The following is a 12516-nucleotide window of genomic DNA, read 5'->3' as shown; positions in this document are numbered from 1 at the left end:
CGTGTCTAGCTACTCCTGCGTGTTGCGCCAGTAGTAGTCGTTGTTGCTTGTTAACTTTGAGTTGGGTTTTGAATCCTAGTAGCATACAGTGATTTTACTGTAATTCTGTCACAAAGCCAAAAGATGACAGGAAATTTTCAGTAAATGTGAGTATTTGTTAGTATTGGTTAAGAAAACAGTAACTAGCTACTAACCCCTACACCCCTATTTCCGATGCTTTTTTCTGCATAGTTTTAAAAATGTTGTAAAACCCATTAGCGCGGGAAGGTGTGAGGCTGACATTTAACCCTGTGGCTTGAATAAAATCAGGAGTTAGTTGTACAATTTCATTAGGTGATGATCCGTTTAACCCTTCTATTAAAAGTGCTACCAGTCCCTTAGTCAGTTGAGAATCAGAATCTCCCTGAAAAACCACCTTGCCATCATTGAGTGAAGCTGTGACATATACCTGAGAGACACAACCAGGGACTTTATTTTCGGGGATTTTATCAGCTTCGGGAAACTCTGGTAATTTTTGAGCATACCAGATTAATTGTTCATAACGGCGCTTTGGATCAGAAGCACGTTGAAAGCGTTGCACAATCTTGGCTAAAGCAGGTGGTAAGGAGTCAAGACTCAAGGACATAGTAAATCTAGAAAATAAATCAGTCTTATGTTGAGTGTAAATGATCTGCGATCTTTAAGAGCGATCGCAGTTGACTGGGGATTAGTGATTGGTGATTGGGTTATTAACTTCCCTTTCTTCCCTTTCTTTCCCAGTCCCCAGTCCCCAGTCTTCAGTCCCCAATCACCAATTATGAAGTAATTCAAAAAAATATTAAATAATGCTGCAAAATTGGGACATTGGTTGAATTTTATTAGTAATTATGAAGATTATCAGCCCCTAATTCTGTAATCTGAGGAGAAAATCGGATGTTGACTTCTACTCTAATCGCTGCTGCAACTACACCCCTAGAATGGTCTCCTACCGTTGGCATCATTATGATCATCGCCAATATTATTGCGATCGCCTTTGGTAAATTTACAATTCAATATCCCAGTGCTGAACCCGCAGCACCCGCACCTCAATTCTTTGGTGGTTTTGGTTTACCTGCTATACTTGCTACTGCCGCTTTTGGTCATATCTTAGGCGCTGGTATTATCTTGGGATTGCATAACATTGGTAGAATCTAGGATTTACATCTCATCTCGTCTTTTGTGATTCATTATCCCGGCCGCATCTACAATGGTCGGGATTATTTACGAACACAGTTGACTAAATGGAAATAATCTGGCATAATTGGTAATGCAACCTGCGGGGTTATAGCTCAATTGGTAGAGCGCTTCAATGGCATTGAAGAGGTCAGCGGTTCGATTCCGCTTAACTCCATAGCTTATAAGCCTTACTGTGTCTGGTTTTTAAGGTACAGGTGGTAGAAAGTGCAAAACTCTCTATTTGGACTTTCTACTAATTTTCTACCAAATCTGTCAAGCGTTATATGTGTAATTTTTTGCATTACAAAAAATAATCCCCTAACTATCACCAGTTAGGGGGTTTTTGCCTATTTCCTATAAAATGTAAAAATTATTAATTGGAGTCAAGAGTTCGAGCTTTGTCAATCAATGCTCAGAAATGTTCAGCGTAAATGAATCAGACTGGTGAGTAAGTTATGAGTAATTTATTAAGAGGAGTCAACCTGTATTTAATTGGGATGATGGGTGTCGGTAAAACCACAGTTGGGCGGTTACTGGCTCAAGAATTGGGTTATGGTTTTATAGATACTGATGATGTCATAGTTAAAGCTGCTGGTAAATCTATTAATGATATATTTACTGATGAAGGTGAAACTGGGTTTCGGCAGTTGGAAAGTGATGTGTTAGCTCAAGTTTGTGCTTATACTAAATTAACTATAGCTACTGGTGGGGGTATTGTCCTGCGACAAGAAAACTGGAGTTATCTACATCATGGGTTGATAGTTTGGTTAGATTGCAGCGTGGAAACAATTTTTAATAGGTTGTTAGAAGACACTACAAGACCACTTTTACAAGATTCTAATCCTGAAAGTAAATTGCGATCGCTCCTGCAACAACGTCAACCGCTTTACTCCCAAGCTGACTTACATATTACCATCACCCAGGAGCAAACCCCAGAACAAATTGTGGCAACCATACTAGCAGCAATACCTAGTGTTCTCAAAACTCAAGATGTTCAACATCAAAATTGATCTGAGGAAATTTTGTGATGCTAGGGTATTTTCATGTTTTGATCATGTAAAAATCCTGCATCCCCAAAATTGAAAATTAGCAAATTCTCAAAATGATTAACGATACCGAGTATATCAGGCAAGCGGAAGCTAATCGCGTCGAAGTTCTCAGCGAAGCACTACCCTACATTCAAAAATTCTCAGGTCGTACCGTTGTTGTCAAATACGGAGGTGCGGCCATGAAAGACGGTAGCCTCAAAGATAAAGTTATCCGTGACATTGTATTTTTATCCTGTGTAGGCTTGCGACCAATTTTAGTACATGGTGGTGGTCCAGAAATTAACAGTTGGTTGGGTAAACTGGGAATTGAAGCACAATTTAAGAATGGTTTGCGTGTCACCGATGCACCAACAATGGATGTGGTAGAAATGGTGTTAGTCGGCCGAGTCAATAAAGAAATTGTGGCTCTGATTAACCAAGCTGGGGGTATGGCCGTGGGACTGTGCGGTAAAGATGGTAATTTAATTACTGCTCGTCCTCAAGGTGATGAAGGTATTGGTTTTGTAGGGGAAGTCAGTAATGTTAACATCAAGATATTAGAAACTCTCGCCAGTAATGGTTATATTCCCGTGGTTTCTAGCGTCGCTGCTGATGATAACGGACAAGCTTATAATATTAATGCTGATACCGTAGCGGGAGAAATAGCAGCTGCTTTAGGAGCAGAAAAGTTAATTTTGCTGACGGATACACGGGGTATTTTAACCGATTACAAAGACCCATCTACCTTAATTCCTAAAGTAGATATTCCTGAAGCGCGTCAATTGATTAACGATGGTATAGTTAGTGGAGGCATGATTCCTAAAGTGACTTGTTGTGTGCGATCGCTCGCTCAAGGAGTCAAAGCTGCACACATTATTGATGGTCGCATTCCTCACGCATTATTGTTAGAAATTTTTACAGATGTGGGAATTGGTACAATGATTTTAGGTTCTCAAGTTAAATGATAAATTGGTGACTGGGGACTGGGGACTGGTGATTGGTGATTGGTGATTGGTGATTGGTAATTGGTAATTGGTAATTGGTGACTGGTGACTGGGAAGAGTAACCAATAACTAATGACTCATAACTAATGACTCATGACTAATAACTAATAACCAATAACCAATAACCAATAACTAATGACTAATAACTAATGACTAATGACTAATGACTACAGAAAGTTTAGAAATTGCGAAAAATCGTTACATTGCTGGAAAAGTAGCTTTTGAAAATGGACAATATCGGGAATCTGTGGAAAACTTAGAAAAAGCTAGTTCCTTATTAGCAAAAAATACACGCTTTGGAGGTGAAGTAGACATTTGGTTGGTAAATGCTTATGAAGCTGCGGGACGTTCAGAAGATGCGATCGCACTTTGTCAACAACTCACCCGTCATCCCCATTATGAAACCAGATCACAAGCCAAAAGATTAGTATATATTTTAAAAGCGCCCAAACTTAAACGCCCAAAAGAATGGATGACAGAAATTCCTGATTTTGGTAATATTGGGGAAAACGAAGCTAAAACAGTCATCACCGCAAAACCCAAAAAAACCACAAAACAAAAATCCCCAGAACCAGAATACATTGATCTCAGTCAAGTCAATACAAAAGATAATCGTTTTATTTGGGTAGCTTTAATTGCAGTCGCTTTAACAATTTCCTATTTAGTTTGGTTAACTGTGTGAGTTGGTGACAGGTGACAGGTGACAGTAAAAAGGTAAATTTAGAAAAAACAAGTTTATGAATATTTTGCATCTTCTGAATATTATGAATATAGATAATTTGCCAAAAACCAGATTTCATTTAATATTAATAAAAATAGCAAGATTGGTTTTTAAAAACATCATCAACTTAAAAACCTCCAAAAAACTATTTTCCGTTTTCCTAATTTTGGCATCTTTAACATTATCTGGATGTGTACAATATGATTTAGGAATTAACTTTAATCATACCAACAACGGCGAATTAGTACAACATATTAAATTGCCGGAAACAGTCATCAGTTTTAGCGGTGATTATATTTCCGAATGGTCAAGAACTTTAGAACGTCGTGCTAGAAAACTATCAGGTTCAGTAAAACGCATTTCTCCCGAAGAAATTATTGTCAAAATACCCTTTACCAATGGAAAGGAACTACAAGAAAAATTTAGTGGTTTTTTCAACTATCCCACTGCTCCAAAAAATGATAAAATTGGCAATAATTCAGAATTACCAAATATAGCATCTAACTTAATTGTACAGGATAATAACTTTTTACTTTTATCGAGAAATCATTTAATCTATGATTTAGATTTGCGTTCTCTTGCTGCACTTACCAGTAAAGGAAACAACTTAAATGTCACGAGTTCAATTATTGATTTAGATTTTAGCTTACAAACACCTTGGGGAGTTAAGAATATTCAACAAACTGAAAATATCATCCAACCAGAAAAGAATGGTAAACAACTCGTCTGGAAACTAAAACCAGGTGAGTTAAATCATATAGAAGTTGTATTTTGGACTCCTAACTTCCTGGGTATTGGTACATTAATAATTATCCTGTTTGTTTGGGGTGGTTATTATGTGCGATATACATTGTTAGTCTCAAGATAAATTTTGTCAGAATTAGGATATCCAGGATTAAAGGATTTACAGGATAAGCTGTTGTGCATTTAATTTGTATAAGTGGAACAGGCATCTTGCCTGTTAAACAAGAGTTCAGAATATTAGGATTATACAATTTAGCTGTGTAACAGCTTATGAGCGATCGCATATTTTTTAGTTTTCGACTTGACAAGCTGCAAGGTTAGTTGTACACTTATGTTATGAGTGGAAATCTGTGGGCGCAATATATATAAAGTTTTTAACAGCCTGGGTTGAGATTTTCGGAACGCAGATAGACGCAGATGGTGAAAATCAGGACAACTAACATTTAGGGATGTAGAGGATGAAAACAGAAAATCTCTCTAAAACCTCTTACCTTTGTGTCCTTTGCGTTCTTTGCGGTTCATTCTTCCATGACTTGTGCGTAACCAACCATCATCAAATAACATCCTATAAATCCTTAAATCCTGGACATCCTGATTCAGACAAAAAAATCCTTCAAGAATAACCAACAATCATCAAATAACATCCTGAAAATCCTCAAATCCTGGACATTCTGATTTAGACAATACCACTCCCTTGGATTATTCTAAAACCTATGATAACACAACCCTGTGAGAAGTCAAGACCCTTGAAAATACGTTAATTCATTCGCAACCATTCTCAATAATTTTGGGCTAAAAAAGGGTGTTGAAACTTTTTTGGGATTTTTAAGTTAAAAATTGTTAAGGTGCTGACGTTAAGACGCTAAGAAATAAAACATCAGTGTTATGAAATTAGCGAGTATATTATTGTATATATTATAAATATCAAAGTATCTACCCCAAACAATGAATCAGATATGTTGTCTGAACCCAGACTGTCATAATCCACCCGTACCAGATACGACAAAGTTTTGTCCTAATTGTGGTGTTCCTTTGGTTATGCTGAGAAACCGTTATCGTCCTGTGAAACCTTTGGGTGGTGGTGGTTTTGGGAAGACTTATTTAGCTGAAGATGTTGATAAATTAAATGAGAAGTGTGTTATTAAACAATTTGCACCCCAAACTCAAAATACCTACGCTTTAAAAAAAGCTAAGGAATTATTTGAGCAAGAAGCAATACAACTAAAAGACCTGAAACATCCCCAAATTCCCCAATTACAAGCTTATTTTGATGAGGATGATTGTTTATATTTAATTCAAGATTTTATTGAAGGTGAGAATTTATTAATTGAGTTAGCAAATCAGGGAAATTTTGATGAAGAAAAAATCCGTAATTTATTGCTGGATATGTTACCAGTTTTGCAAATAGTCCATAGTAATAACATCATTCACCGCGACATTAAACCAGAAAATATTATGCGTCGTCGCAGTGATGGGAAATTATTTTTAATTGATTTTGGTGCTTCTAAACAACTCCAGGGAACAATGCGTCCAGGTACGGTAATTGGGAGTTATGGTTATGCTTCCCTGGAACAAATGGAAGATAGAGAAGTGTATCCAGCGAGTGATTTATTTAGTTTGGGTGCAAGTTGTTTTCATTTAATGACTAGGGTGCATCCTTGGGAGTTATGGAAAAAACAAGGTTATGGTTGGGTGGAAAAATGGCGTGATCATTTACAGCAATCTGTGAGTTTAGAATTAGGAGAAGTTATAGATAAGTTATTACAACTAGAATATCAAAACCGTTACCAGTCAGTAGAGGAAGTTTTACAAGTTTTACAACTACCTATATCTACACCTTCTAAACCACCACAACCACCACCTATAAAAACATATTATTCCCGTCGTATTGTTATCCAAAGTGTGGGTTTATTAGTGTTAGGATTTATTCTAGCAATAGTAGGAAAAAATATATTTATTAATAAAAACAGAAACCTAAATGCTACTTTAATAAATACCCTCACTGGTCATTATGAAGCTGTTCTTTCCCTAGCTATTAGTCCTGATGGTAATACTTTGATTAGTGGGAGTAGAGACAAAACCATCAAGGTTTGGAATTTACAAACAGGAGAATTAAAATCTACTCTAAATTGCCATTTTAACTGGGTTAGCTCCCTAGCTATTAGTCCTGATGCTAAGATTTTAGCAAGTGGTAGTGGAGATAAAACTATCAAAATTTGGAACTTGGAAACACGAAAATTAAAATCTACCTTAAATGGTCATTCTAACGGCATTAATTCCTTAATTATGAGTCCTGATGGTAAGACTCTAGTGAGTGGAAGTGATGATACAACTATCAAAGTTTGGGATTTGTTAACTGGAGAATTAAAATCCACCCTAAATGGTCATTCTGGCTGGGTTCTGTCCCTAGCTATTAGTCCCGATGCTAACACTTTATTTAGTGGTAGCTCAGACAAAACTATCAAAATCTGGAATTTGCAAACAAAAGAATTACTATTGACGATCACACGGCATTTAAGTGGAATTAGGTCACTAGCCATCAACCCTAATACTAACACTTTTGTTAGTGGCAGTTGGGACAAGACTATCAAGATTTGGAACTTACAGACAAAAGAATTAAAAGCTACACTCACAGGACATACTGATTCCATTTGGTCTGTAGCTATCAGCGATGATGGCAAAACTTTAGTTAGTGGAAGTAGTGACAAGACTATCCAAATCTGGAACTTAGCCACAGGAAAATTAAAATCTACCCTGACTGGTCATTCTGATAAAGTTCGTACCCTAGCTATCAGCCCCAATGGTAGGATTTTAGTTAGTGGAAGTGATGACAAGACTATCAAAATTTGGCGGTTAGAATAATCTGAATCAGGATGTTCAGGATTTAAGGATTTACATGATGGTTTTTGAAGATTGATCTAAATTTTCAGAAATTGTATTTTGTCAGAATCAGGATAACCAGGATTTTAGGATGTACAGGATAAAAACGCAGATGAACGCAGATAGACGCAGATGGCGAGAATCAGGACAACTAACATTTAGGGATGTACAGGATGAAAACAGAAAATCTCTCTAAAACCTCTTACCTTCGTGTCCTTTACGTTCTTTGCGGTTCATTCTTCCATGACTTGTGCGTAATCAACCATCATCAAATAACATCCTGTAAATCCTGTAATCCTGGACATCCTGATTCAGACAAAAAAATCCTTTCAGAATAACCAACAATCATCAAATAACATCCTGTAAATCCTCAAATCCTTGACATCCTGATTATGGCATGAACGCAGATAAACGCAGATAGACGCAGATGGTGAAAATCAGGATAACCAACATTTATGGATGTAGAGGATGAAAACAGAAAATCTCTCTAAAACCTCTTACCTTCGTGTCCTTTGCGTTCTTCGTGGTTCATTCTTCCATGACTTGTGCGTAACCAACCATCATCAAATAACATCCTGAAAATCCTGTAATCCTGGACATCCTGATTCAGACAAAAAACAGTTATACTCAAATCAGAGACTCTAAAACTGCATTTCCAGTCTGGAGACTGGGAACGAGGAAAACAAGGAAATCAAATTATGAGTATAGTATCCTTAGAAATACCAGAAGAAATATTAATCACTCTCAAAGAAACACCTGAAAATTTATCAAGAGAGTTACCAATTTTAGCCGCAGTGAAACTTTTTGAACTGGGTAAACTCTCATCAGGGAGAGCAGCACAATTAGCGGGAATTTCGCGGGTAGAATTTTTAACAATTTTAGGACGTTATCAAGTATCACCATTTTCCTTGACGGCTGAACAATTAGAACAAGATGTTAACAATGCTTAATTATTCAGTGCTTAATTCTTCAGTCATAGTCAATACTTCACCTCTGTTGTATCTTCATCAAGTTGGACATTTAGAGCTACTACAAAAGCTGTATAGTGAGATTTTAACACCTCCTGCGGTGATTGAATAATTAGCAGTTGGCAAAAAGCAAGGAATTAATGTACCAGACATTCATTCTATTGATTGGATTTTAATTACTCCGGTAAAATCAATTAGTTTAATTCCTGCTATTATAGATTTGAGACAGGGTGAAGCAGAAGTATTAGGTTTAGGTTTAGAAAAACCTGGCAGTTTGTTAATTTTTGATGATCAATTAGCTCGACGTATTGCTAATATACACAAATTAAAATACACGGGAACATTAGGTGTTTTAGTAAAAGCTAAAAAATTAGGTTACTTATCTTCTATTGCTCCTGTGATTGCTATGTTGAAACAACAAGGAATGTGGTTAAATGATAGCATTATTAATGATGTTCTCTGATTAGCTGGAGAATCTTTCTAAAAATAGAAATACAAAAAATCATGCCCACAATAATTAATCGATCCCTCACCTTAACAGAATTTCTCAAACTCCCAGAAACAAAACCGGTGAGAGAATATATCAACGGGGAAATTATCACTAAACCAATGCCCAAAGGCAAACATAGCCGCTTACAATTAAGACTATGCAACAGTATTAATGATATCACAGAAAGCGAAAAAATAGCTTATGCTTTTCCTGAGTTGCGTTGTAGTTTTGGTGTGCGTTCCGTAGTTCCTGATATCGCGGTTTTCAAATGGTCAAATATTCCCTTTACTGCTGAAGGTGAAGTCCCTAATGATTTTTTCATTCCTCCAGATTGGACTATTGAAATTCTCTCACCTGAACAAAATTCAACTCGCGTGATAGATAATATTTTATATTGTTTAAATCATGGTTGTTTGTTAGGTTGGTTAATAGATTCTGAAGATCGTTCTATTTTGGTTTTTCGTCCCCAGCAACAACCAGAATTATTCAGAGGTGATCAACAGTTACCAATTTTAGAAGAAATCAATTTACAATTAACAGTTAATCAAATATTTGCCTGGTTGAAAATGATAGGTTAATGATGATATTTGTGTCAGAATCAGGATAACCAGGATTAAAGGATGTAGAGGATGAAAATAGAAAATCTCTCTAAAACCTCTTACCTATCCTTCGGGAACACCTTCGGTGAACGTGTCCTTTGCGTACTTTGCGGTTCATTCTTTAGTGACTTGTGCGTAACCAACCATCATTAAATCACATCCTGTACATCCTCAAATCCTAATTCAGATCACCTATTATAAATAAATCTATGATTCTACAAACTCACCCAACTCAAAAAACACCCATTGTCACCTGGGAACCACTTCCCGCCGATTTTATTTTACCTGATGACCCAGTGGAAAATATTCAACAACCACCTTTAGCAGCTGCACTTACTGACGCTTTAGGTGCAGCAGGACGCATCCTCCCACAAATGCTGATTGGCTCTAATTTTGGGCTTGTAGCCACCTTAAACAAAAAAATCATCGTCAAAGCCCCCGACTGGTTTTATGTGCCACAGGTGCATCCTGTAGCTACTGATGTGGTACGTCGCAGTTATACCCCCAACCTCGAAGGAGAACCTGTAGCTGTGGTGATGGAATTTCTTTCTGATACCGAAGGTGGAGAATTATCATTACGTTCCACACCACCTTATGGAAAGTTGTATTTTTACGAACACATTCTCCAAGTTCCCACTTATGTCACTTATGATCCCTACGAACCCAGTTTAGAAGTACGCTGTTTGCAAAATGGAGAATACAACAAACAAAAAGCAGACCCTAATGGACGTTTTTGGATTCCTGAACTCTCACTATTTTTAGGAATTTGGCCAGGTGAAAGATTATGTCAAACCATGAACTGGTTGCGGTGGTGGGATAGTGACGGAAATTTGCTGCTGTGGAGTAGTGAACAAGCTGAACAGGAACGTCAACGGGCTGAACAGGAACGTCAACGGGCTGAACAAGAAAGTCAACGGGCTGAATTATTAGCAGCTAAGTTACGAGAACTAGGTATTGATCCTAACACTATCTCATGAAATTGTGGTGCGGGCATCTTGCCCGCTACAAAAAATTAAGGTGACAAACGTTGTATTTTCCAACTTCCATCATCCCACCGAGAATACAGCAACCGATCATGTAACCTGCTAGAACGTCCCTGCCAAAACTCTATTTCTTGGGGAATTACCCGAAAACCTCCCCAGTGAGGTGGTCTAGGAACTTCCTGATTTTCATATTTACGCTGGAAATCCTGTAATTGTACTTCTAAAACTTCCCGACTAGCAATTACTTCACTTTGATTAGAAGCCCACGCGCCCAAACGACTATTATGAGGACGTACTTCAAAATATCCATCCGATTCTTCAGCAGAAATCTTTTCTACACATCCCACAATTCTCACTTGTCGTTCTAATTCTGCCCACCAAAATACTAACGCAGCTTGAGGATTGGCTGTTATTTCTTGTCCTTTGTGACTGTTGTAGTTGGTAAATAAAACAAAGCCCCTTTCATCAAAATCTTTTAATAAGACCATTCTGGCTGAAGGTTTACCATCAGGGGTAGATGTAGCCAAAGTCATGGCGTTAGGTTCTAATAATTTTGCTTCTAGAGCCTGATCAAACCATAATTTAAATTGTATAAAAGGATTAGGGTTAACTTCTGTTTCATTCAAATCTTGCAAAGTGTAGTCTTTACGAAGGTCAGCAATATTTTTATCCATTGGTAATGGGTAATTGGTAATTGGTAATTGGTAATTGGTAATTATCATACATTTTATAACCTATTCCCCATTCCCTATTACCTATTCCCTATTCCCTAAGATTAAATCAAATGCGCCGTTCAGCCTCTTTACAAACTCTGCTAATTTATGGTCTGAGTGGCCCGATTATCGCTCTCAATGTCTGGCTACTGTCTCTGCTGTTTGGTTATTTCCAGCATCCAATTACTATTCTGAGTATTGCGGCAATTTTGGCGTTTTTGCTGAATTACCCGGTTAAATTATTGGAAAGGTTTAGATTTACTCGCACTCAGGCAGTGATCATAGTTTTAATCTTCACTTTAGCTTTGTTGATTATTTTGGGTTTTACCCTTGTACCGATGGTAATTGACCAAACAATCCAACTTTTAAACAAAATTCCTGATTGGTTAGCCTCCAGTCAAGACAACCTGGAAAATTTGCAAATGTTAGCACGTCAGAAACGTATAAAACTTGACCTAAGTTTAGTAACTGAGCAAATTAATGCTGGTGTGCAGAACATTCTACAACAGATAGCTTCTGGTGCGGTGGGATTTGCGGGAACGTTGTTATCGGCGTTGCTGAATATAGTGTTAGTAATTGTACTAGCTTTTTATATGCTGCTATATGGCGATCGCCTGTGGTATGGTTTAATTAATCTCCTGCCATCTTATATTGGCATCCCCTTCAGCAAGTCCTTACAATTAAATTTTCAGAACTTTTTCCTTAGCCAATTATTACTGGCACTGTTTATGGTGGTAGCCCTGACACCGATTTTCTTATTTTTAAGAGTACCATTTGCCCTATTATTTGCCATTATCATCGGTATTTCTGAGCTTATTCCCTTTATCGGCGCTACATTAGGGATAGGGTTGGTAACGTTATTAGTGTTTTTACAGACTTGGTGGTTAGCATTTCCAGTAGCAATGGTAGCAATTATCATGCAGCAAATCAAAGATAATATCCTATCTCCCAAGTTGCTTGGTAACTTTATCGGACTCAATCCCCTATGGATTTTTATAGCGATTTTGATGGGATTTGAAATTGCTGGTTTGTTGGGAACACTGGTTGCTGTACCCATTGCTGGTACTATCAAAGGCACTTTCGACGCTATTAAAAACAACAAAAATGGAAATTCTGTATATAGTTATGCTGTTGTTGATGATTAGTGACTGGTGACTGGTGACTGGTGACTGGTGACTGGTGACTGGTGACT

General features: G+C 37.3%; 17 protein-coding genes and 1 tRNA gene. 14 read left to right on the top strand and 4 right to left on the bottom strand.

What is annotated here, in order from left to right; all coding sequences use genetic code 11:
- Positions 1 to 85: helix-turn-helix domain-containing protein (locus PN497_RS11100; RefSeq protein WP_272110135.1), on the bottom strand; the 85-nt coding region annotated here is incomplete at its 3' end.
- A gap of 111 nt (positions 86 to 196) precedes the next feature.
- Positions 197 to 625: a SufE family protein gene (locus tag PN497_RS11095; RefSeq protein ID WP_096565611.1), complete on the bottom strand. Its 429-nt coding sequence runs from the start codon at positions 623 to 625 to the stop codon at positions 197 to 199.
- A 27-nt stretch (positions 626 to 652) separates the two neighbouring features.
- Here PN497_RS11095 and PN497_RS11090 point away from each other — a divergent pair, with 27 nt between their 5' ends.
- The 5 genes from PN497_RS11090 to argB all read left to right on the top strand — a co-directional run bounded on the left by PN497_RS11090 (position 653) and on the right by argB (position 3187).
- A complete protein-coding gene (locus PN497_RS11090) occupies positions 653 to 805 on the top strand; it encodes a hypothetical protein (protein WP_190348734.1) in 153 nt (50 codons plus the stop codon).
- A 107-nt stretch (positions 806 to 912) separates the two neighbouring features.
- Positions 913 to 1173: a photosystem I reaction center subunit PsaK gene (psaK, locus tag PN497_RS11085; RefSeq protein ID WP_096565613.1), complete on the top strand. Its 261-nt coding sequence runs from the start codon at positions 913 to 915 to the stop codon at positions 1171 to 1173.
- Positions 1174 to 1296: 123 nt separating this feature from the next.
- A tRNA-Ala gene (locus tag PN497_RS11080) sits at positions 1297 to 1369 on the top strand.
- A 280-nt stretch (positions 1370 to 1649) separates the two neighbouring features.
- A complete protein-coding gene (locus PN497_RS11075) occupies positions 1650 to 2204 on the top strand; it encodes a shikimate kinase (RefSeq protein WP_096565615.1) in 555 nt (184 codons plus the stop codon).
- A 92-nt stretch (positions 2205 to 2296) separates the two neighbouring features.
- Entirely contained in the window at positions 2297 to 3187 is an 891-nt protein-coding gene (argB, locus tag PN497_RS11070; RefSeq protein ID WP_096565617.1) for an acetylglutamate kinase, read from the top strand.
- Here the strand turns inward: argB and PN497_RS11065 are convergent.
- Positions 3167 to 3292 carry a hypothetical protein gene (locus tag PN497_RS11065; RefSeq protein WP_272110130.1) on the bottom strand — a complete coding sequence of 42 codons (126 nt, stop codon included), beginning with the start codon at positions 3290 to 3292 and terminating at the stop codon, positions 3167 to 3169. The genes argB and PN497_RS11065 overlap by 21 nt on opposite strands.
- Before the next feature lie 97 nt (positions 3293 to 3389).
- Here PN497_RS11065 and PN497_RS11060 point away from each other — a divergent pair, with 97 nt between their 5' ends.
- The 8 genes from PN497_RS11060 (at position 3390) to PN497_RS11025 (ending at position 10605) form a co-directional block, all read left to right on the top strand.
- A complete protein-coding gene (locus PN497_RS11060; protein WP_096565619.1) occupies positions 3390 to 3908 on the top strand; it encodes a tetratricopeptide repeat protein in 519 nt (172 codons plus the stop codon).
- An 82-nt stretch (positions 3909 to 3990) separates the two neighbouring features.
- Complete coding sequence (locus tag PN497_RS11055; RefSeq protein WP_409349327.1) at positions 3991 to 4815, top strand: DUF3153 domain-containing protein; 825 nt, start codon at positions 3991 to 3993, stop codon at positions 4813 to 4815.
- An 821-nt stretch (positions 4816 to 5636) separates the two neighbouring features.
- Entirely contained in the window at positions 5637 to 7553 is a 1917-nt protein-coding gene (locus PN497_RS11050; protein WP_096565623.1) for a serine/threonine-protein kinase, read from the top strand.
- A 716-nt stretch (positions 7554 to 8269) separates the two neighbouring features.
- A complete protein-coding gene (locus PN497_RS11045) occupies positions 8270 to 8521 on the top strand; it encodes a UPF0175 family protein (protein WP_096565625.1) in 252 nt (83 codons plus the stop codon).
- On the top strand, positions 8514 to 8651 hold the full coding sequence (locus tag PN497_RS11040) for a hypothetical protein (RefSeq protein ID WP_272110128.1): 138 nt from the start codon (positions 8514 to 8516) through the stop codon (positions 8649 to 8651). The genes PN497_RS11045 and PN497_RS11040 overlap by 8 nt, the downstream gene beginning before the upstream one ends.
- A 108-nt stretch (positions 8652 to 8759) precedes the next feature.
- Positions 8760 to 9002, top strand: a complete 243-nt coding sequence (locus PN497_RS11035) for a DUF3368 domain-containing protein (RefSeq protein ID WP_272110126.1) — start codon at positions 8760 to 8762, stop codon at positions 9000 to 9002.
- Between the two features lie 41 nt (positions 9003 to 9043).
- Complete coding sequence (locus tag PN497_RS11030; protein ID WP_096565627.1) at positions 9044 to 9607, top strand: Uma2 family endonuclease; 564 nt, start codon at positions 9044 to 9046, stop codon at positions 9605 to 9607.
- Between the two features lie 230 nt (positions 9608 to 9837).
- Positions 9838 to 10605 carry a Uma2 family endonuclease gene (locus tag PN497_RS11025; RefSeq protein ID WP_096565629.1) on the top strand — a complete coding sequence of 256 codons (768 nt, stop codon included), beginning with the start codon at positions 9838 to 9840 and terminating at the stop codon, positions 10603 to 10605.
- 35 nt (positions 10606 to 10640) lie between these two features.
- Here the strand turns inward: PN497_RS11025 and pdxH are convergent, their stop codons facing one another.
- Positions 10641 to 11285: a pyridoxamine 5'-phosphate oxidase gene (gene pdxH / locus PN497_RS11020; RefSeq protein WP_096572561.1), complete on the bottom strand. Its 645-nt coding sequence runs from the start codon at positions 11283 to 11285 to the stop codon at positions 10641 to 10643.
- A gap of 110 nt (positions 11286 to 11395) precedes the next feature.
- Between pdxH and PN497_RS11015 the strand changes: the two genes are divergently transcribed.
- Positions 11396 to 12469 carry an AI-2E family transporter gene (locus PN497_RS11015; RefSeq protein ID WP_096565631.1) on the top strand — a complete coding sequence of 358 codons (1074 nt, stop codon included), beginning with the start codon at positions 11396 to 11398 and terminating at the stop codon, positions 12467 to 12469.
- Positions 12470 to 12516 lie beyond the last annotated feature (47 nt).

Source organism: Sphaerospermopsis kisseleviana CS-549 (genome assembly GCF_028329225.1).
Taxonomy (GTDB): Bacteria; Cyanobacteriota; Cyanobacteriia; order Cyanobacteriales; family Nostocaceae; genus Sphaerospermopsis; species Sphaerospermopsis kisseleviana.
The sequence above is the reverse complement of the archived record's forward strand: the minus strand, read 5'-3'. Positions and strand labels throughout refer to the sequence as shown.

Excerpts from the sequence above, each read along its gene's own strand:
- PN497_RS11095 (WP_096565611.1), bottom strand. The coding sequence starts at position 625 with ATGTCCTTGAGTCTTGACTCCTTACCACCTGCTTTAGCCAAGATTGTG.
- PN497_RS11090 (WP_190348734.1), top strand. The coding sequence starts at position 653 with ATGTTGAGTGTAAATGATCTGCGATCTTTAAGAGCGATCGCAGTTGAC.
- psaK (WP_096565613.1), top strand. The coding sequence starts at position 913 with ATGTTGACTTCTACTCTAATCGCTGCTGCAACTACACCCCTAGAATGG.
- PN497_RS11075 (WP_096565615.1), top strand. The coding sequence starts at position 1,650 with ATGAGTAATTTATTAAGAGGAGTCAACCTGTATTTAATTGGGATGATG.
- argB (WP_096565617.1), top strand. The coding sequence starts at position 2,297 with ATGATTAACGATACCGAGTATATCAGGCAAGCGGAAGCTAATCGCGTC.
- PN497_RS11060 (WP_096565619.1), top strand. The coding sequence starts at position 3,390 with ATGACTACAGAAAGTTTAGAAATTGCGAAAAATCGTTACATTGCTGGA.
- PN497_RS11055 (WP_409349327.1), top strand. The coding sequence starts at position 3,991 with ATGAATATAGATAATTTGCCAAAAACCAGATTTCATTTAATATTAATA.
- PN497_RS11050 (WP_096565623.1), top strand. The coding sequence starts at position 5,637 with ATGAATCAGATATGTTGTCTGAACCCAGACTGTCATAATCCACCCGTA.
- PN497_RS11045 (WP_096565625.1), top strand. The coding sequence starts at position 8,270 with ATGAGTATAGTATCCTTAGAAATACCAGAAGAAATATTAATCACTCTC.
- PN497_RS11040 (WP_272110128.1), top strand. The coding sequence starts at position 8,514 with ATGCTTAATTATTCAGTGCTTAATTCTTCAGTCATAGTCAATACTTCA.
- PN497_RS11030 (WP_096565627.1), top strand. The coding sequence starts at position 9,044 with ATGCCCACAATAATTAATCGATCCCTCACCTTAACAGAATTTCTCAAA.
- PN497_RS11025 (WP_096565629.1), top strand. The coding sequence starts at position 9,838 with ATGATTCTACAAACTCACCCAACTCAAAAAACACCCATTGTCACCTGG.
- pdxH (WP_096572561.1), bottom strand. The coding sequence starts at position 11,285 with ATGGATAAAAATATTGCTGACCTTCGTAAAGACTACACTTTGCAAGAT.
- PN497_RS11015 (WP_096565631.1), top strand. The coding sequence starts at position 11,396 with ATGCGCCGTTCAGCCTCTTTACAAACTCTGCTAATTTATGGTCTGAGT.